The organism is Candidatus Thiothrix phosphatis, assembly GCF_035668035.1.
In the GTDB taxonomy this organism is placed as follows: domain Bacteria; phylum Pseudomonadota; class Gammaproteobacteria; order Thiotrichales; family Thiotrichaceae; genus Thiothrix; species Thiothrix phosphatis.
The window spans coordinates 143899-163922 of sequence record NZ_JAYMYJ010000112.1 but is presented as its reverse complement, the minus strand read 5'-3'; the positions used below and the strand labels follow the sequence as shown (position 1 = coordinate 163922).

Genomic DNA, 20024 nt, shown 5'->3' with positions numbered 1-20024 from the left:
AAAGCTTCAAACGTTTGTAACAATACTGTCATATTTCACGCCTACAATCCGGGGCGCCCCGGGGTTGGTTTATGCCACCAGAGGCTTGAGCAACGCCATTCTCCACAGGAGCATCCATGAGTATACCCGCCATTTTGCTGACACTATTGGCGCTTGCTGCTTTCAGTTACTACATAGGCCGTAAACGCTCCCTGGCCGTCGCCAGCCCGGTCAAACGCGGTGGCAACGACCTGCACTCGCTGCCAGGCTATTACGGCCATCTGGTCGCCATCTGGTGTGCGCTGCCAGCATTGCTGATGCTGATTGTCTGGACTTTCGCCGCCACCCCCATCATCACCCAAATGACGCTCGCCCATTTGCCTGCGGAAATGCAAAACCAGTCCAGCGACCAGACCAGCCTGCTGGTCAACCAGATCCATAACTTGGCGGCTGACGGCGCAGGCCCCGAAACCAAACCGGAAATGAAACTTGCGGCGGAGGAATATACCCGGCTGCAAAGTGTCAGCAATTTGGCGAAAACCGTCATCGTGCTGGCGCTGGCGGTGGCAGGCGCATTCATCGGCTTGCGCTTCATCAAACCCAACACCCGTGCCCGCAACCAGGTGGAAATGGTGTTGCAGGCGGCCATGATCATCTGCGCATCCATCGCCATCATGACCACGGTCGGCATTGTGCTTTCCGTCCTGTTTGAATCCTCGCGCTTTTTTGGCCAGATTCCGGTGACAGACTTCCTGTTCGGCACACACTGGAGCCCGCAAATCGCCATCCGCGCCGACCAAGTGGGCGGTTCCGGCTCCTTCGGGGCCATCCCGCTGTTTCTGGGCACCTTGCTGATTTCCTTCATCGCCTTGCTGATCGCGGTGCCGCTTGGCTTGATGTCCGCCATTTACCTGTCGGAATACGCCAACCCCACCGTCCGCGCCTACGTCAAACCGGCGCTGGAAATCCTGGCGGGCGTCCCGACCGTCGTCTACGGCTTTTTCGCCGCCCTTACGGTGGCGCCATTCATCCGCGACATGGGCACAACCCTGGGGCTGAGTGTGGCGTCGGAAAGCGCGCTGGCCGCTGGCATGGTGATGGGCGTCATGATCATCCCGTTCATGTCATCCCTGTCCGATGACGTGATCAACGCCGTGCCGCAGGCCATGCGCGACGGCTCTTACGGCATGGGCGCCACCAAATCCGAAACCATCAAACAGGTGGTGCTGCCTGCCGCCCTGCCGGGGATTGTGGGGGCTTTCCTACTGGCAGCCTCCCGCGCCATTGGCGAAACCATGATCGTGGTGATGGCGGCGGGGCTTTCCGCCAACCTGACCATCAACCCGCTGGAGGCTGTCACCACCGTCACCGTGCAGATTGTCACCCTGCTGACCGGCGACCAGGAATTTGACAGCGTGAAGACACTGGCGGCCTTCGCCCTCGGCCTGACCCTGTTTATCGTCACCTTGATCCTCAATATCATTGCGTTGCATATCGTGCGCAAATACCGTGAACAGTACGAATAAGCGGAGCATCCATGAGTACGACCACCGACAAAGTCCGCGCCAGCCTGGGCAAACGTTACGCCCGCGAAAAGCGTTTCCGCGCCTATGGCATCATCGCCATCACACTCAGCATCCTGTTTCTTGGCCTGTTGCTGATCAATATCTTCAGCAAGGGCCTGCCCGCCTTCACCAGCACCTACATCAAGCTGGATGTGACGCTGGATGCGCAGACCCTGGGCGTCACGCCAACCGACCCGCCGGAAAAACTGCGCGCGGCTGATTACAACGCCGCCATCACCCACAGCCTGCAAACCCTGTTCCCCGGCGTGGACGGGCGCATCCAAAAGAAAGCGCTCAAATCGCTGGTCAGCAGCGACGCCCAGTATGAATTGCAGCGCCGGGTGTTGGCCGACCCCAAGCTGCTGGGAACTGCCCAGACCGTCTGGTTCCTGGCCGATGATGATGTCGACATGTTCCACAAAGGCTACGAGAACCGCACGCTGCCGGAGGCTGACCGCCGCATCAAGGATTTCGAACTGCAATGGCTGGACAAGCTGGAAGCGGATGGACGCCTGGCCAGCAAGTTCAACACCACCTTCTTTACCCGTGGCGACTCGCGTGAACCGGAACAGGCAGGCATCCTGAGCGCCTTGGTCGGCTCCATTTTCACCATGACGCTGACACTGCTGTTTTCCTTCCCGATCGGGGTGATGGCGGCCATTTACCTGGAAGAGTTCGCCCCCAAAAACAACATTTGGGTCGACTTCATTGAAGTCAACATCAATAACCTGGCGGCGGTGCCCTCCATTATTTTCGGCCTGCTGGGGCTGGCCATTTTCATCCAGATTTTTGGCGCGCCGCGTTCGTCACCTTTGGTGGGCAGTTTTGTGCTGACGTTGCTGATCCTGCCGACTATCATTATCGCCAGCCGCGCGGCGCTGAAATCAGTCCCGCCCTCCATCCGGGAAGCGGCACTGGGGCTTGGGGCCTCGAAAACACAGGCGGTGTTCCACCATGTGACGCCGCTGGCGATGCCCGGCATCCTCACCGGCACCATTATCGGCATGGCGCACGCTGTCGGCGAATCCGCCCCGCTGCTAATGGTCGGCATGGTGGCCTTCATCGTGGACGTGCCCCACAGCATCACCGACCCGGCGACCATTTTGCCGGTACAGATTTACTTGTGGGCGGACAGCCCGGAACGCGCTTTCACCGAGCGCACTTCGGCCGCCATCATCATCCTGCTGGCGTTCATGATCACCATGAACCTGCTGGCGATAGTCTTGCGTAAAAAGTTTGAGAGGCGTTGGTAATACCATGGCAGAAGCAGCAACCCTGAATGCAGGCCGCATCCCGGTGACGGTGGGTGTGAGCGACAACAAGACGGTTGTCGATATTGAACGGATCGTGGATGAGCTGAAACATTCCGCCACCGTGGGCAAGCCCCTGATCGACGACCCCAAGTTCGCCTGCCGCAATGTCGATGTTTTCTACAACCAGACCAAGCAGGCCATTTTTGATGTCAGCATGGACATCGGCAAACATCAGGTCGTCGCCATGATCGGCCCTTCCGGCTGTGGCAAATCGACCTTTTTGCGCTGCCTCAACCGCATGAACGACACCATCCCCGGCTGCCGCGTGACCGGCAGCATGGTGCTGGATGGGGAAGATGTCTACGCCCGCGAACAAGACCCTGTCCTGTTGCGCGCCCGGGTCGGCATGGTGTTCCAGAAGCCCAACCCGTTCCCCAAATCCATTTACGACAATGTGGCCTATGGCCCGCGCCTGCATGGCCTGGCCGCCAACCGCGTCGAGCTGGATGACATCGTGGAGGACAGCCTGCGCAAGGCTGGCCTGTTCAATGAGGTCAAAGACCGCCTGAACACCCCCGGCACTGGCCTGTCCGGTGGCCAGCAGCAGCGCCTGTGCATTGCCCGCACCATCGCCGTCAGCCCGGAAGTGATCCTGATGGACGAGCCAACCTCCGCCCTGGACCCGATTGCGACCGCCACCATCGAAGAGCTGATTGACGAATTGCGCCAAAGCTTCACGATCTGTATTGTTACCCACTCAATGCAGCAGGCGGCGCGCATCTCGCAACGCACCGCCTATTTCCACCTGGGCTATCTGGTTGAAGTAAACGACACCAAGACCGTTTTTACCAACCCGCAGCACCAATTAACCGAAAACTACATTACTGGCCGCTTCGGCTAAGGCGGTCATGGGGCATGGACATGAACACCACACAACACACTTCCCACCAATACAACCAGGAACTGGACGACGCCCGCAGCAAACTGATGACCATGGGCGGGCTGGTGGAGACACAAGTCACCAGCGCCATCAAGGCGTTGCTGGAACGGGACAGTGAGCTGGGCGAGAAAGTGGCGTATTCCGACTATGAAATCAATTCGCTGGAAGTCGCCATTGATGAGCAATGCGCCGAGATCATCGCCCGCCGCCAACCTGCCGCCAGCGACCTGCGCCTGCTGATCACCATCATCAAGGTCATCACCGACCTGGAACGTATCGGCGACGAGGCGGAAAAAGTCGGCCGTTACGCTGTGGAAACGACGGAAAGCGCCACCTCCGGCGAATTGCACCAATCCCTGCGCCATCTGGGTGACCACGTCAAAACCATGCTGCATGACACCCTGGACGCGCTGGCGCGGCTGGATGTCAAACAGGCCATGCAGGTCGTGACCAACGACCAGCAGGTTGACGCTGAATTCGAAGCCATTTCCCGGCAACTGATCACCCGGATGCTGGAAGATCCGCGCAACATCAAGGACAGCCTGAATGTCACCTGGTGCGCGCGCTCGCTGGAACGCATCGGCGACCACTGCAAAAATATCTGTGAATACGTCATCTATCTGGTCAAGGGCAAGGATGTGCGTCACACCAACCTGGACAAAATGCGTGAGGAAATTTTCGGCTCAAACGGCTGACCGGGTAACCGGATGAAAAAACTGATCCTGTGCGTGGAAGATGAAGCCGCCATCCGCTCCATGATCCGCTTTTCCCTGGAACGGGAAGGCTATGCCGTGCAGGAAGCGGAAAACGCCCGCAGCGCCCGCAATCTGGCCGCCGAAATGACGCCTGACCTGATCCTGATCGACTGGATGCTGCCCGATGTCTCCGGCCCCGAGCTGATCCGCCGGTTCCGCCGCGACGCGCTGACCAGCGACGTCCCCATCATCATGCTGACCGCCAAAAGCGAAGAGGACGATATGATCCACGGGCTGGAGGCCGGTGCCGATGACTACTTGGTCAAGCCGGTGTCGCTGAAGACCCTCAGCGCCCGCATCCGTGCCCTGTTGCGGCGTTCGGATGGCTTCGGCGCGCAGCGCATCATCAATAGCGGCCGCCTGCAACTCAACCAGGACGCCCACCAGTTGCGCATCGACGGCGCGCCGGTGCACCTGGGCACCACGGAATACCGCCTGCTGGAGTTTTTCATGCAGCATCCCGACAAAGTGTATTCCCGCTCCCAATTGCTGGACTTCGTCTGGGGGCAGAACACCTACATCGAAGAGCGCACCGTCGACGTGCATGTATTGCGCCTGCGCAAAACCCTGAAAGCCCACGCCGCCGACAATGTGATCCAGACCGTGCGCGGGGCCGGTTACCTGTTCAGTGCGGAGTCGCCGGATGCGGAATGATTACTGGGGCGTGGAGCGTTACCGCTTCGGGCTGGTCATTGGCTGCGGGCTGCTGGTGGCTTGGTTCACCCCCTTCCCGTTGCAAGTCATGCTGGCGGTGTTGCTGGCCTATATCGGCTGGATGCTGCACAAGCTGTACCAGCTGCAACACTGGCTGACAGGCGGGCACAAGCTGGAAGACATGCCCGACAGCGACGGGGCCTGGGAACAGATCGCCTACCTGTTCCACAAGGCGCAGCAAAAAAGTGACGACCGCAAACAAAGGCAGCAGGAAGCATTGGGGCGTTTCAACCAGATCCTCTCCGTGCTGCCGGACGCCGCCATCCTGCTGGGCACCGACAACCACATTGAATGGGCCAACAAATCCGCCGCCAAGCTGCTGGGCATACACAGCGCCACTGACAAGGGGCAACGGATCGAAGCCCTGCTGCGCAATCCCGAACTGCACAAGCTGCTGGAAGACAACAATAGCCAGAAAATCACGCTGCCCTCCCCGCTCAACGACAGCCTGACCTTGCGGGCGCGCATCCTGCCACTGCAAGGCGGCTCACGGGTGCTAAGTGTGCGCGACATCAGCGAAGGCACGAAATTGCAGAAAACCCGCAAAGCCTTTATCGCCAACGCCTCCCACGAATTGCGCACGCCCCTGACGGTGTTGATGGGCTACATGGAATTGTTCGAAAACGACCCGGAGCTTCCCCCCCATTTGTTGCCACCTTTGCAGCAATCACGCGAACAGGCGGCGCGGATGCAACAGATCATCAGCGACATGCTGGCGCTGTCACGCCTGGAAAGCCAGGAAAGCACGCCAGTCAAAGGCAACCGGGTGGATGTGCCTGCCCTGCTGGAAAGCAGCATCCAACCTATCCGCGACACGCTGGCGAGCGCCACCCACACCCTGAACGCCGTGATTGAGCCTGACCTATGCGTCTGTGGCTCTGAAAAAGACATCACCAGCGTCATCACCAACCTGCTGGCGAATGCGGTCAAGCACACCCCGGCGGGCACCCATATCCAAATCCGCTGGCAAAGCGACATTGACGGCGGTGCTTGCCTGGAGGTGGAGGACAACGGCCCCGGCATTCCGCAGCAACATATCCCGCACCTGACGGAACGCTTCTACCGGGTGGACGCCGGGCGTTCCCGCGCCAGTGGCGGCACTGGGCTGGGGCTGGCGATCGTGAAACATGTCATGCAATGGCATAACGGCACCTTGACGATTGAAAGCAAACCCGGCAAGACGCTGTTCCGGGCCTGCTTCCCGCCAGAACGGGTGCTGGACTAGGCAAAAATGCCGCGCAACAAATAAAAGAACAGCACGGACAGCAATGCGCCCGCAGGCAAGGTCACCATCCACGACATGAAGATGCCGCCCACCACCCGCAAGTCAATCGCCGCAATGCCGCGCGCAAAACCGACCCCCAGCACCGCCCCCACCAACGTATGGGTGGTTGACACCGGAATCCCGGTATAGGAAGCCATCACCACCGTCATGGCCGTCGAAATTTCAGCGGAAAAGCCCCGGGTCGGCGTCAGTTCGGTGATGCCATGCCCTACCGTCTGGATGACCTTGTAACCGTAGGTGCCCAACCCCGCCACAATCCCGACCGCCCCCACCAGCAGCACCCAGGAAGGCACGTTGGCCTTGGCTGCCAGGAGGCCATTTTGTGCGATGTCGATCACCGCCGCCATCGGCCCGACCGCGTTCGCCACATCATTGGAGCCGTGGGCAAAGGCCATCGACGAGGCGGTAAACACCATCAGGACGGCAAAAATCCTTTCCACATTGGCGTAGTGGAAGCGCTTTTCCTCCTGCGGATCGGCCAGCCGCACCCGGCTGATCAGCACCCGCCCGATAAAGGCGATCACAGCGCCCAGCGCCACGGACAGCGCCAGATCCGCCCCGCCATCCAAGTGCAGGCCGACATGTTTCAAGCCCTTTTTGATGGTCAACAGGGACAGCACAAACCCCACCATGAACAGGTAGAACGGGCCATATTTGATGGCGTTCTGCAACGGGTTCCTGGTGTTCAGCACCAGTTGTTGGATGCTGGTAAAAATCAGGAACGCCACCACGCCTGCAATCACTGGCGAAAACACCCAACTGGTCGCCGTGGAGATCACGGTTCCCCAGTTGACGGCGTCAACGCCTACCCCAACGGCGGCAAAACCGACAACCGCGCCGACAATGCTGTGGGTGGTGGAAACCGGCCAACCCCGCCAGGTTGCGATCAGCAGCCACAGCCCCGCCGCCAACAGGGAGGCCAACATCCCCCATACCAGCAACGCCGGTTGGGCGCTGAAGGCGTCCATGTCCACCAACCCCTTGCGGATGGTTTCCGTCACCTGTCCGCCCGCCAGATAAGCGCCAGCGAACTCGAAAACCGCCGCCAGGATCAGCGCCTGCCGGATGGTGATCGCCTTGGAGCCGACAGAGGTCGCCATCGCGTTGGCAACGTCATTGGCTCCGATTCCCCACGCCATGAAAATGCCGAATCCGGCCGCCAGGAAAATGTAAATGGCCGCAGCATCGGTAAACAAATCCATTCAATCCCCCTTTCTCAGCGCGCCAGCATCAGTTGTAAACGGCTGCCCACACGCTGGGCGTCATCGGCGACACGCCCCATCCACTCGATCAGGCGGTAGGTGAACATGACATCGGTAGGCCGCAGGGAATCCTCCAAAGTAAACAGGATTTTGCGCAATTCGACCTGATGCCCGTCGGTTTCGTGCTCGATCCGCCCCAGCTCCCGGAGCATCTCCTCCACGCGCTCAACCTCCATGCCGCGAAAGCCGGTTTCCACCAGTTCATCCAGCTCATTGATGACGCCCAACGCCTGCTTGACGGCTGCGACACACCGCTGGGTGTACTCCAAGAATAGGTCACGCATGTTTTCCGGCAACCGCATCCGGCGGCCCACCACCATACCGGCGATGTCCTTGGCTTGGTTGGCGATCTGGTCTTGCATCCACAGCACATCCAGCAAATCACGCCGATCCACCGGCATAAAGAAACCGCGCGGCAGGTTATGGCGCAGTTCCTTTTTCATTTCATCAGCGGTGTGTTCCGTGTCGACAATGGCTTGATGGGCGGCAAGGATGACATCCTCATCATCAGCATTCATCCCCTCAACCAGCATGACCAAATGCTTGATCCCCTTGTAAACACAATACATGTGTTCCTGCAAGGGGCGTATCGGCGACTTGCCGAAAAGTCCTGCCATATAATTTTTTGGCATAACGCTCACCTTTTTCAGAGCCAGAAAAAAATCCGCATAGTATGCGCCTTACCAACAGAGCGGAAGGCAATTGTTAAGGTTGCGTTAAAATTCCAAGGCAACGCCTGTGGCGTCGATGCGCAGGAAACTGCCCCGATCCGCATGCCAGTCGCCCAACACCAGCCGTTGGGCAGGCTGGCCGTCCAGCTGGAAATCATGCGTGGCCGGGCGATGCGTATGCCCATGGATCATGCGCAATACGCCCGTCTGGCGCAGCGTTTCCTCAACCGCCTGCTGACTGACATCCAGGATCATTTCTTCCACCCTGCCTTCCGCTGCCGCCCGGCTTTGCGCCCGCATCTGCTCCGCCTGCCGGATCCGCTCCTCCACCGGCAACGCGAGAAACTGCCGCCGCCACTGTGGGCTGCGCAGCACCTTGCGCACCTGCTGGTATTCCACATCATCCGTACACAAGGTGTCGCCATGCAGCAACAGGGTCGGCACCCCATACAGATCGATGACTGCCTGTCCTGGCAATAGCTGGCAGCCGGTGATGGCGGCAAATTCCTCACCGACCAAAAAATCGCGGTTACCGTGCATAAAATATAATCGAACACCGCTGTCGCTGACCTGCCGCAACTGCGCCATCACCGGCTGAAAAACAGCCGCATGCGTCGTTCCGATAACGTCATCCCCCACCCAATATTCGAAAAAATCCCCCAGGATATACAAGGCTTCCGCCCTGCCCTTGATCCTTGCCAGGAAGTCAAGCAGCACCTGTTGCTCACCTGAACTGGAGGCATCCAGGTGCAGATCAGAAATAAACCAGTTAGTCATAGGTAACATCTATCCAAAAAACAAACATTCCTGTCCAAATTCAAAAACTGCCTCAATAGAACATTGACCTGCCGCAAAGAGTCTAATAAGTTATCTTAACCTCAACCATTCCGGACCAACATGACTTACTGTATCGGCGTGTCCCTTGACGCAGGGCTTGTTCTGACCTCCGACTCCCGCACCAATGCGGGCATCGACAATGTCAGCACCTACAGCAAAATGCATCGTTGCATGACCACTCCTGACCGGATGCTGGTCATTATGAGCGCTGGTAACCTCGCCACTACCCAAAGCGTCATACAACAAATCCGCCGCGACGTGCAGGAAGGTGCCCCCCGCAACGTCAACACCCTGAACTATCTGGCCGATGTCGCCGAATACCTCGGTGATGTGCTGGTCGCCAAAATCCGCAAACACACGGAACAAACCGGCTTTGTGCCTGACGCCACCCTGATTCTGGGCGGGCAGATCATGGGACGCAACCCAAACATTTACATGATCTACCCACAGGGCAACTACATCACCACGTCCGATGACACACCTTATCTGCAAATCGGCGAAAGCAAATACGGCAAACCGGTGCTGGACCGTTTCCTGACACGGGAAACCTCGTTGGAAGACGCCGCGATTTGCTCGCTCATTTCGATGGACTCCACCATGAAAAGCAACGCCAGCGTGGGGCCGCCGATTGAAATGATGATTTATTCACGCGACCAAGTCCAAACGCCGAAACACTACCGGTTTGATGCGGAAAACCCCTACCTGATCTCAATCCGCCACGAATGGGCAAACCAATTGAACCATGCTTTCCGCGCCATGCCCAGGCTGGAAGAACACGCCCACCCCAATGGGGGCCTGCACATATTTTGATCCGCTACTTTTCAGCGGTCGCCGCAATCACCTGATGGATGAAACGCAGTTTCACGATCACTTGCGGCGTCAGCCAGAATGGGTAGGCGTCCGGCATGCCCATGCTGCGGTTAAGTGAGTTCATCAGCACCGTCAATTGCTCCCATTTCTGCATCAGCACATGGAAATCGCTGGAATACACATCCGCCTGTGGCAACACCCCAAAGCCCGTCGCCGTTTCCAGCGTGCTCATGATATGCAGGTAATGAGCCCAGCTTTCCGCCCAATCCTCCCACGGATGGGCACTGGCGTAGGCGCTGATATGGCGGCTGCCCCAATTGGGCGCAGGGCCGTAGGTGTAGTAGTAATCCAGTGCCTGGCGGTAGTATTCCTCCCCGCCAAACAAGCGACGGAAACGCGGATACCAGTCTGAGTTGCGGATCAGCTTGTCCCAGTAATAGTGGCCGATTTCATGCCGCATATGGCCCAGCACAGTGCGGTAACGTTCATTCATCTGCTCACGCGCCTTGACCCGGTGCACATCATCCGCCTCGATTGCATGCAGGGTGATTACGCCGTCATTGTGCCCGGTCAGCACCACCTGCTTTTTTACCAGCGGGTTGGTGCGCTGGTCTTCCAGGAAATCAAACGCCAAGCCGACATCCGGATCCTCCTCCCGGTCAACCACGGGCAACCCTAGCCACAACAGCGAATACACCAGCCGCCGTTTGGCGGTTTCGAGAATATTCCAGCGTTGCACATTAATGGGCGTGGTTTGCGCCGGAATTGTGCGGGTCAGGCGGCAGGAGCGGCATTGGGTATGCTCATCCACCGCCGGAATCAGCCAGTTACAAGCGACGGGATGATCACGCAACGCGCACGGGCGCAGCGAACCATCATCACCGAACATGAGTTCCTCCCCCTCATCAGCGAACACCGCCAGCATCTCCAATGTTTCCGGATTGAAGCCCAGCAGTTGTCCACACGCTGAACATTCACTATCCTCGAACATGACCTCCTGACCACAGGTACAATGGAACCGCCTCATTGGTCTGCCTCTCCTCCTGCATCACTATTTTTTTGCACTCGTTTGCTTATATACCGGCCTACCGGGATCACGAATCCATTCGCTCCAGGAACCAGAGTATAGGCGGGTTCCCGTGATCCCGGCGATTTCTAGCGCTAACTGGTTATGGCAGGCGGTGACGCCGGAGCCGCACATATGCGCCACCCTGCCCGGATCTATGCCATGGAGGATGCATCCCCATTCAGCCCGCAACTGTTCCGCCGGTTTGAACAGGCCATTGCACAGATTGTCGGTCAACGGACGGTTGACTGCGCCAGGGATAGTCCCCGCAATCGGGTCAATAGGCTCCAGCTCACCACGAAAACGCTCTGGAGCGCGGGCGTCCACCACCAACCATTCGGAAGAGTCCCGCAGTTGCCGGGCTTCAACAATGAAACCAGCTTGCGGACGGGGTTGGAAATTGCCGGACTGCCGGACGGTTGGCATGACGGTTTCCAGCATTCCCTGCTGTTGCATCCACTCAGGGAAGCCGCCATCCAGCACCGCGACGGCCTCATGTCCCAGCCAGCGCAGCAACCACCAGGCACGCACCGCCATGGCGCCGCCACAATCGTCGTAGGCGACAACCTGCGTATCCGCATTCAGGCCAAGGCTGACCAGTTTCGCCGCCAGTTTTTCCACCTCTGGCAATGGGTGGCGACCAGATTCAGGCGTCACCGGGGATGAAAGGTCGTGATCCAGATGCAGGTAACAAGCGCCGGGAATATGTCCTGCGGCATAGGCGCGTTCGCCATAGCTGACGTCCGCGAGATTGAAACGGCAATCGAGCAACAGCCAGTTGGGGTTGGCCAGCTGTCGCCGCAAGGTTTGGCAATCGATGATGGTGGTATGCATGGGGTTTCCAATAGGATTGACGACACCCCATCATACTACAGGGCTGCGCTTCACTCAGTGCGCAGCCCTGCAACGGCAGACTTATTTACATCCGCCGCAAATCCAACGTATACGGGTAATCCGCATTGGTTTCTTCCGGCGGCGGGGCCATCGGCCTTGCCGGATGCGTATAGAACTGACGGGTGGCGTCAGACAGGAACTTCGGCTCCAGCATCCCCGGCGTATGCTGCTCGCGGAAGCGTGAGAAACGCCGCCCTTCAGCTTCATACGCATTGACCGGGAAGGTGTCGTAGCTGCGGCCACCTGGATGCACCACATGGTAGGTGCAGCCGCCAATCGAACGCCCCGTCCAGGTGTCGATGATGTCGAACACCAACGGCGAGTGGATGCCAATGGTCGGATGCAGCGCGGAAGGCGGCTGCCACGCCCGGTAGCGCACCCCGGCGACATATTCGCCCTGCACCCCGGTCGCATTCATCGGCACGCGCCGCCCGTTGCAGGCCACCACGTAGCGCGAATCCGTCAAGCCGGTAATCCTGACCTGCACGCGCTCAATGGAGGAATCCACAAACCGCGCCGTCCCCATATTGCTGAGTTCTTCACCCAATACGTTCCACGGCTCCAGCGCCGCCCGCAGCTCCAGTTGGATACCGCAATACTGCACCCGGCCATACACGGGGAAGCGGAACTCGTGGAACGGCGCAAACCATTCCTGCTGGAACGGATACCCCGCCAATTGCAGGTCTTCGCAAACGTCGCGCATGTCTTCCCACACGTAATACGGCAGCATCCAGCGGTCGTGCAGTTCCGTACCCCAGCGCACCAGCCGGTGCTTGTAGGGCATGCTCCAGAAGCGCGCGACCAAAGTGCGCAGCAGCAGCATCTGCACCACCGACATGCGGGCATGCGGCGGCATTTCAAACGCACGGAACTCCAGCAAACCCTGGCGACCACTGAAAGAATCCGGCGAATACATCTTGTCGATGCAGAATTCAGCGCGGTGGGTGTTGCCGGTCACGTCGATCAGCAGGTTGCGCAGCAGCCGATCCACCAGCCACGGCTGGGTGTTGTAGCCGCTGGGCATCTGCTGGAAGGCGATTTCCAGTTCATACAAAGCCTCATCGCGCGCTTCATCCACACGCGGTGCCTGACTGGTCGGGCCGATGAACATGCCGGAAAACAGATAGGACAGCCCCGGATGGTGCTGCCAGAACGTCAACAAACTGCGCAGCAAATCCGGCTGGCGCAGGAACGGGCTGTCGCCCGGCGTCCACGAACCCAGCGTGACATGGTTGCCGCCGCCGGTGCCGGTATGACGGCCATCCAGCATGAATTTTTCCGTGCCCAGACGCGCCTGACGCGCCTCTTCGTAGAGAACCTCGGTATTGGAAACCAGTTCCTGCCAGTGTGCCGCCGGATGGATATTGACCTCGATAACGCCAGGGTCAGGCGTAACCTTGAACGACTTCATGCGCGGGTCGGAAGGCGGCTCATAGCCTTCCAGCAATACCGGCATATTCAGTTCGGCGGCGGTCTTTTCAATATTGGCCACCAACGCGAGGTAATGCTCCAGGTAACTCAGCGGCGGCAGGAACACATGCAGACGGCCTTCCCGCGCCTGGATACACATCGCGGTGCGCGGCACATCGCGCCATTCCTTTTCCTGCGGGCGGCTGTCGGCGTGCTGCGGCTGCGGTTCCGGCGGCGCCACCAGCTCACGGTAACGCCATTCGACTTCACCGTGGAAATCCGGCAGCGGCGGACGGTCTTCAAACGGGCACGGCTGCGATTCGATGTCGCGTTCGTCCTCGGCGCTCCACGGCAAGGAATCCAGCGGCATGCGGAAGCCCATCGGTGAGTTGCCCGGAACCAAGTACATGTTTTCGCGGCGGAATGCCCACGGCGCGCTGGCCCAACCCTGCTTGAAATAATCCCAGCGCAACGGCAGCGCATAGCCGGTCGGCGTATCCAACCCATGCTGCAAAGCCAGCACCAGATCATTGCGGTGCTTGCTGTCGCGCAGGTTCAGGGTCAGCCAGTCGATATTGGCTGGTTGGTTGGCTTCCTTCCACAGGTAATACAGGCGGTCTTCGTAACCCGGCACCAGGTAGCGCGTGTGCAGGCCGACATTGCGGCACAGCGTCTCGGCGAACTGTTTGGCTGCGTCGTCGCCGAAACCATAATCCTTCTGGTCATCGGCGATCAGGCTCTGGTCTTTCCAGACCGGCAGGCCGTCGACGCGCCAGAAACAGGCCAGCGCCCAGCGCGGGAACGGTTCGCCCGGATACCATTTGCCCTGCCCGAATTGCAGCACACTGCCTGCATTGGAGAAGACCCTCTGCATCCGGCGCAACAAGTCGCCCGCCAAGGCGCGTTTGTGTTCACCCAGCGCCGCGCTGTTCCATTGCGGCGATTCCATGTCGTCGATGGAGACGAAGGTCGGCTCGCCGCCCATGGTCAGGCGCACGTCGCCACGGATCAGGTCGTTTTCCACCTGATTGCCCAGCGCCAGGATGTGATCCCACTGTTCGTCGGAATACGGCTTGGTGACGCGCGGGTCTTCATGGATGCGGGTGACGGTGTTGCTGAACTCGAATTCGACTTCACACTTGTCGGTCATGCCGTCGATCGGCGCAGCGCTGCCCGGTTTCGGGGTACAGGCCAGCGGAATATGGCCTTCGCCCGCGAACAGGCCGGAGGTCGGGTCCAGCCCCACCCAGCCAGCGCCCGGCAGATAAACTTCCGTCCAGGCGTGCAGGTCGGTGAAATCGGCTTCCGGGCCACTGGGACCGTCCAGCGACTTCTGGTCAGCCGTCAGTTGCACGAGGTAGCCGGACACGAAGCGCGCCGCCAGCCCCAGATGCCGCAGGATTTGCACCAACAACCACGCGGTATCACGGCAGGAACCGCGCTTGATGGTCAGCGTTTCCTCACAAGTCTGCACACCCGGTTCCATGCGGATGTTGTAGCCGATGTCCTGCTGCAAGCGGTGATTGAGGGCAACCAGGAACATGACGGTATTGGGCTGCTCGAAATCAACGCCTTTCAGCCATTCCTGCAACAGCTCGCCGTCCTCATCGACTTCGAGGTACGGCTCCAGCTCGCGCTTCAGTTCCGGCTTGTAAGTAAACGGGAACTCGTGCGCGTAATCTTCAACAAAGAAATCGAACGGGTTGATCGTGACCATATCGGCCACCAAGTCGACTTCCACACTCAGCTCGGTGACCTTGTCCGGGAACACCAGCCGCCCCAGCCAGTTGCCGAACGGGTCTTGCTGCCAGTTAAGGAAATGCTTTTCCGGCTTGATCTTGAGGGTGTAAGCCATAATCGGCGTGCGCGAGTGCATTGCTGGGCGCAAACGCACGACGTGCGGCGACAAATTGACAGGACGATCGAATTTGTACACCGTGCGGTGGTTTAAGGCGACGTGAATACTCATTGCTGGCTCTTATCCTTGTGCTTGCGGCGCCGGATGCGCGTCGTAGTCGGGGTAAAACCAGGTTTTGGCGATTTCGCCATGCAACTGCCCCAGTTCACTCTGCAAATAATCCATCAGAGGATGCACCTGATTGGCAGGAATAGTGCTGAGATCCTGCTCACCCAGATGCTCGAAAATGCGTTGTGCCATTGTCATCGGCAGTTCCGGGTCAGGCAGGTACTGCATGCGCCGTGCCATCGCCGCCAGTGAATAGCCGATCGATCCAGGAAACACCTTGTCGGTCAGCAGGAAATTCAGCACCCGTGCACCATCCACCCGTGCATGGATATGCCGCACATACATCTGCCGCGCACTCAGAGCCTGCAACAGGTTGGTCCACAGGATGCCTTCATACTTGCGCATATTGTCACTGCGCTGCTCGGACAGCAGCATGGAAGCCATTTCCAAAATGCGGCTGGTCATGTCGGCGCGTTCCAGATGTCTGCCGATCTGCATGAAATCGAAGGTGTTGTCACGGCTCATGTGGCTGTCAAGCGTGCCACGAATGCACTGGCCTGCCTGTTGCATCGCCCGCAGCACATTCTGCCGGTCATGCCGCTTGTCAATCAGATCCAGGGCAGCGTTCATTTGGATATGCGCCTGATTGACCTGCTGCCAGATTTCATCCGGCAACAAATCCAGCGAGGTGCGCACATTTTCGCGCACATTGAGCAATGAACTCACCACTGACGCCGGGTTGTCACGGTCGGCGATCAGGAAACGCATGATGTTTTCTTCCGTCACCCGCCCGTAGCGTTCGCGGAAGGCGTGATCGGCGTTGAACAGGCGGATCAGCGTATACCAGTTGATTTCCATGCGCCCCGGCAAATCCAGCAGCATGGAGCTGTACACATTGATCAGGCGGGCGGTATTTTCGGTGCGCTCCAAATAGCGCGCCATCCAGTAAACACGTTCAGCAACTCGGGACAGCATTATTCGTCCTCCCCTTCTTCATATTCTTCCGTGCCATATTCATCGACTATCCAGGTATCCTTGCTGCCGCCACCCTGCGAGGAATTCACCACCAGCGAGCCTTCCACCAGTGCGACCCGGGTCAGGCCACCGGGCGTCACGTAGATGTCCTTGCCACTGAGGATGAACGGGCGCAAGTCCAGATGACGCGGCGCAATGCCCTTGTCGGTGACGGTCGGCGTGACCGACAGGCTCAGGGTAGGCTGGGCGATATAGTTGTTGGGGTTTTCCTGGATCAGCTTGCGGAATTCCTCCACCTTCTCCGCCGTGGAATGCGGGCCGACCAGCATCCCGTAACCGCCGGATTCATTGGCAGGCTTCACCACCAGTTCCGGCAGGTGATCCAGCACGTATTCGCGGTCTTCCGGACGGCGGCACACCCAGGTCGGCACATTCGGCAGGCTAGGCTCCTCGCCAAGGTAATAACGGATCATGTCGGGCACATAGGCGTAAATGACCTTGTCATCCGCCACGCCACATCCTGGCGCATTGGCGATGGCGACCTTGCCCTTTTTCCAGGCGCGCATAATGCCGGGAATCCCGAGGATGGAATCCTCCCGGAACACTTCCGGATCAATGAATTCATCATCGATACGGCGATAGATCACATCAACGCGCTCCAGCCCGTTGATGGTTTTCATATAGACGTAATCGTCCTTGCCGACCACCAGATCCGCGCCCTCCAGCAGCACCAGGCCGGCTTGCTGGGCGAGGAATGCATGCTCGAAATAGGCCGAGTTGTAAATGCCCGGCGTCAGCAGCGCAATGGTCGGCTGCTCCAGTTCGGGGCGCAGGGAAGCCAGCATTTCATACAAATGGCTGGGGTAATCGCGCACGACCCGCACCGGCAACAAATTGAAGATTTCTGGGATCACCCGTTTGGTGATGTTGCGGTTTTCCAGCATGTAGGCGACACCGGAAGGCACCCGTAGGTTGTCTTCCAACACGTACATGACCCCATCGCTGTGACGCACCAGATCGGAGCCGCAAATGTTGGCCCACACCCCATGAGGAGGCGTAATGCCGACACAGGCTTCCCGGTAACCTTTGGATTGCATCACCACATCTTCAGGAATGACGCCATCCTTAATGGCCTGCCCACCATTGTAGACATCCTGGATGAACATATTCAGTGCACGGATGCGTTGCTTAAGCCCCGTTTCGGTGCGATCCCATTCCGTACCTGGAATGACGCGGGGAATGATGTCAAACGGCCAAGCACGGTCAATATTGCCTGCATCACTGTAAACGGTGAACGTAATCCCCATTTCACGGATGACGGCCTCCGATTCACGTACACATTGGCTGAAACGATTCCGAGTGAGATTCCTAAGGAAATCAACCAGCTTATAACTGGCTTTGCGAGGCTGGTGCTGGGCTGCAACCAACTCATCGTAAAAAGTCCCAGGGTTGTAGACATTCCATTCTTGTTTCATGTTTATATCCAGGCGGTCATGCGGTTGAACAACGACACCGACCAACGGTGTTGCTCTTGAGGTTGCACTGCAATATACGTGCCTGCAACCGGCCGCCTATTGCATTCCGTTCTAATAGTTATTTGATTCAGGGAGAAAAAAATTTCATGCACCCGGGATGCGGCATCCCCCCCAAACCGGAGGGGGATGCAGGGGGACTTACTTGACGACGGAGACCTTGGTCATGATGACAGGCTCAACCGGCACATCTTGGTGGAAACCGGAGTTGCCAGTCTTGACGCCCACAATGGCATCAACCACATCCATGCCTTCCACGACTTTGCCGAACACTGCGTAGCCCCAGCCCTGCGGCGTTTTGGAGCGGAAGTTCAGGAAGTCGTTGTCCTTCACATTGATGAAAAACTGCGAGGAAGCGGAATGCGGGTCGTTGGTGCGCGCCATGGCAAGCGTGCCGCGATCATTTTTCAGGCCATTGTCAGCCTCGTTTTCAATCGGCGGGCGCTTGTCGGCCTTTTCACGCATGTCAGACGTCATGCCTCCGCCCTGAATCATGAAGCCAGGGATCACGCGATGGAAAATGGTGCCATCGTAAAAGCCTTCATTGACATAGGCCAGGATGTTCGCCACGGTTTTCGGCGCCTTGGCGGCGTCCAGTTCAACCTTGATATCGCCTTTGTTGGTTTCGATCAGAATAGTGGACATGTTACCTCCAGATGTTGACTGCCCATCAGCCTTGTCAGCCGCCTTTTCATCGGCATTGCCAACCGTAACGCCGACAAGACCAAGCATCAGTGCAAAAATAAACGTAATCAGGTGTTTCATTGGTGTGCGCCCCTTGTTATTGCTTGTGTGCAGAAGCTGCGCATCATACCGCGCGCCCCGGCTTTTTTCCAAGCAATTACGGCAGCTCTATTTTGGGGGCAGGCTGCCAGCCCGCCTTGCGGTGCTCCACCACCACGGTGGTGTAAATGCCGCCCCGCACATTCCACACCCCGGTCAGGCGCATAAAGCGCGGCTCAGTGGCTACCGCCAGATCCTCCAGAATCTTGTTGGTGACGGCTTCGTGGAAAGCGCCTTCCTCACGGTAGCTCCACAGGTAGAGTTTCAGCGCCTTCAACTCCACGCATTTCTGGTCCGGCACATATTCCAGCTTGAACTGGGCGAAATCCGGCTGCCCGGTCTTGGGGCAGATGCAGGTAAATTCCGGCGCGTCAATGCGGATGGTGTAATCACGCTGCGGGTTCGGGTTGGGGAAAGTTTCGAGATCCTTGCTGGGATGTGTGGACATGGTCGCTCCTTGTGACCCGATAAACAGTCGGGCGGATGTTAAAAAGTGCAGGTTTATATCACGAGTACGGGGTTTGTCCAGCAGCCCCATGGATTCCGTTATACTCAGGATGTTTTCCCCTCAAGCCAGCCACCGCCGGAGCCAAACTGATGGAAGCCCTACAACTGAAAACCGTCGCCGATTTGCTGAATGCCACTGATGAACGCACGGAGCTGGTGAACGGTGAACTCATCAAACGCCCGATGGCGCGCGCGGAACACGCCATGGTGCAATCCGGCCTATCGGATGAAGTCCAGCCCTTCAAGCGCAAAAGCGGTGTTGGTGGCTGGTGGATCATGACCGAAATCAGCGTCCGCTATCACGAACACCACTGCCCGACCCACGACCTTGCCGGATGGCGCAAGGAACGTGCGCCCGCCCGCCCCAGCGGCATAGTGGCGCTCCTGCCCGACTGGGTATGTGAAATCACCTCACCGGGGCATGAACGCAAAGACCTGTTCACCAATTTCATGGCGCTGCAACGTCACCAGGTTCCCTATTACTGGGTGATTTCGCCGGAAGACCATACGCTGATCGCTTACCAACTGGTGGGGGAACATTACCATGTGGTGTTTTCGGCGGAGTGTGGCCAACCTGAGCACTTCCGGGGAATGCGCATACCACCGTTTGCGGCAGGGGAAATTGACCTGGGGTATGTGTTCTGGGGGGAGTAGGCAAAATCCATTTGTCTTAAACAGAGGCCTAAAATTTAGCACGCTATTAAAATTTTGTGCTCCTGATCACTGAATTACCCTGCAAATAAAGTAAAAATTTATCGAATTCCCTTCTGCCTATAGTTAGGAACAGGCCACAAGACAGGGAAACCTATCTGTGTGGCCC

At 58.3% G+C, this 20024-nt stretch carries 18 protein-coding genes; 8 read left to right on the top strand and 10 right to left on the bottom strand.

Annotated features, from left to right (window positions below; translation table 11 throughout):
• Positions 1–116 precede the first annotated feature (116 nt).
• Genes pstC through phoR form a run of 6 tightly spaced genes read left to right on the top strand, consistent with a single transcriptional unit; the run spans position 117 to position 6431 of the window.
• On the top strand, positions 117–1505 hold the full coding sequence (pstC, locus tag VSS37_RS12380) for a phosphate ABC transporter permease subunit PstC (RefSeq protein ID WP_324695660.1): 1389 nt from the start codon (positions 117–119) through the stop codon (positions 1503–1505).
• 11 nt (positions 1506–1516) lie between these two features.
• Positions 1517–2797 (top strand): phosphate ABC transporter permease PstA, encoded by a 1281-nt coding sequence (gene pstA / locus VSS37_RS12375; protein ID WP_324695658.1) that lies wholly within the window; start codon positions 1517–1519, stop codon positions 2795–2797.
• A gap of 4 nt (positions 2798–2801) precedes the next feature.
• Positions 2802–3698 carry a phosphate ABC transporter ATP-binding protein PstB gene (gene pstB / locus VSS37_RS12370; protein ID WP_324695657.1) on the top strand — a complete coding sequence of 299 codons (897 nt, stop codon included), beginning with the start codon at positions 2802–2804 and terminating at the stop codon, positions 3696–3698.
• A gap of 20 nt (positions 3699–3718) precedes the next feature.
• Positions 3719–4432, top strand: a complete 714-nt coding sequence (phoU, locus tag VSS37_RS12365; protein WP_445971485.1) for a phosphate signaling complex protein PhoU — start codon at positions 3719–3721, stop codon at positions 4430–4432.
• A 12-nt stretch (positions 4433–4444) separates the two neighbouring features.
• Positions 4445–5146 (top strand): phosphate regulon transcriptional regulator PhoB, encoded by a 702-nt coding sequence (phoB, locus tag VSS37_RS12360; RefSeq protein ID WP_324695653.1) that lies wholly within the window; start codon positions 4445–4447, stop codon positions 5144–5146.
• Positions 5136–6431 carry a phosphate regulon sensor histidine kinase PhoR gene (gene phoR / locus VSS37_RS12355; protein WP_324695652.1) on the top strand — a complete coding sequence of 432 codons (1296 nt, stop codon included), beginning with the start codon at positions 5136–5138 and terminating at the stop codon, positions 6429–6431. The genes phoB and phoR overlap by 11 nt, the downstream gene beginning before the upstream one ends.
• Here phoR and VSS37_RS12350 read toward each other — a convergent pair.
• The 3 genes from VSS37_RS12350 to VSS37_RS12340 all read right to left on the bottom strand — a co-directional run bounded on the left by VSS37_RS12350 (position 6428) and on the right by VSS37_RS12340 (position 9201).
• Entirely contained in the window at positions 6428–7693 is a 1266-nt protein-coding gene (locus VSS37_RS12350; RefSeq protein ID WP_324695650.1) for an inorganic phosphate transporter, read from the bottom strand. The genes phoR and VSS37_RS12350 overlap by 4 nt on opposite strands.
• Positions 7694–7707: 14 nt before the next feature.
• Positions 7708–8385 carry a TIGR00153 family protein gene (locus VSS37_RS12345; protein WP_324695648.1) on the bottom strand — a complete coding sequence of 226 codons (678 nt, stop codon included), beginning with the start codon at positions 8383–8385 and terminating at the stop codon, positions 7708–7710.
• A gap of 84 nt (positions 8386–8469) precedes the next feature.
• Positions 8470–9201, bottom strand: a complete 732-nt coding sequence (locus VSS37_RS12340) for a UDP-2,3-diacylglucosamine diphosphatase (RefSeq protein ID WP_324695646.1) — start codon at positions 9199–9201, stop codon at positions 8470–8472.
• Between the two features lie 120 nt (positions 9202–9321).
• On the opposite strand from VSS37_RS12340, the gene VSS37_RS12335 reads away from it, so the two are divergent.
• Complete coding sequence (locus VSS37_RS12335; RefSeq protein ID WP_324695644.1) at positions 9322–10071, top strand: proteasome-type protease; 750 nt, start codon at positions 9322–9324, stop codon at positions 10069–10071.
• Positions 10072–10075: 4 nt separating this feature from the next.
• Here VSS37_RS12335 and VSS37_RS12330 read toward each other — a convergent pair whose 3' ends face one another.
• The 7 genes from VSS37_RS12330 to queF all read right to left on the bottom strand — a co-directional run bounded on the left by VSS37_RS12330 (position 10076) and on the right by queF (position 19145).
• Complete coding sequence (locus VSS37_RS12330; protein ID WP_324695643.1) at positions 10076–11098, bottom strand: zinc-binding metallopeptidase family protein; 1023 nt, start codon at positions 11096–11098, stop codon at positions 10076–10078.
• Positions 11099–11122: 24 nt separating this feature from the next.
• On the bottom strand, positions 11123–11971 hold the full coding sequence (locus VSS37_RS12325) for a sulfurtransferase (RefSeq protein ID WP_324695641.1): 849 nt from the start codon (positions 11969–11971) through the stop codon (positions 11123–11125).
• A gap of 85 nt (positions 11972–12056) precedes the next feature.
• Positions 12057–15410 (bottom strand): transglutaminase family protein, encoded by a 3354-nt coding sequence (locus VSS37_RS12320; protein ID WP_324695640.1) that lies wholly within the window; start codon positions 15408–15410, stop codon positions 12057–12059.
• 9 nt (positions 15411–15419) lie between these two features.
• Positions 15420–16382, bottom strand: a complete 963-nt coding sequence (locus tag VSS37_RS12315) for an alpha-E domain-containing protein (RefSeq protein WP_324695639.1) — start codon at positions 16380–16382, stop codon at positions 15420–15422.
• A complete protein-coding gene (locus VSS37_RS12310) occupies positions 16382–17857 on the bottom strand; it encodes a circularly permuted type 2 ATP-grasp protein (protein WP_324695637.1) in 1476 nt (491 codons plus the stop codon). The genes VSS37_RS12315 and VSS37_RS12310 overlap by 1 nt, the downstream gene beginning before the upstream one ends.
• 198 nt (positions 17858–18055) lie before the next feature.
• Complete coding sequence (locus tag VSS37_RS12305) at positions 18056–18679, bottom strand: peptidylprolyl isomerase (RefSeq protein ID WP_375339143.1); 624 nt, start codon at positions 18677–18679, stop codon at positions 18056–18058.
• Positions 18680–18755: 76 nt separating this feature from the next.
• Positions 18756–19145: a preQ(1) synthase gene (queF, locus tag VSS37_RS12300; RefSeq protein ID WP_324695636.1), complete on the bottom strand. Its 390-nt coding sequence runs from the start codon at positions 19143–19145 to the stop codon at positions 18756–18758.
• Positions 19146–19294: 149 nt separating this feature from the next.
• Here queF and VSS37_RS12295 point away from each other — a divergent pair, with 149 nt between their 5' ends.
• On the top strand, positions 19295–19858 hold the full coding sequence (locus VSS37_RS12295) for a Uma2 family endonuclease (protein WP_324695634.1): 564 nt from the start codon (positions 19295–19297) through the stop codon (positions 19856–19858).
• Positions 19859–20024 lie beyond the last annotated feature (166 nt).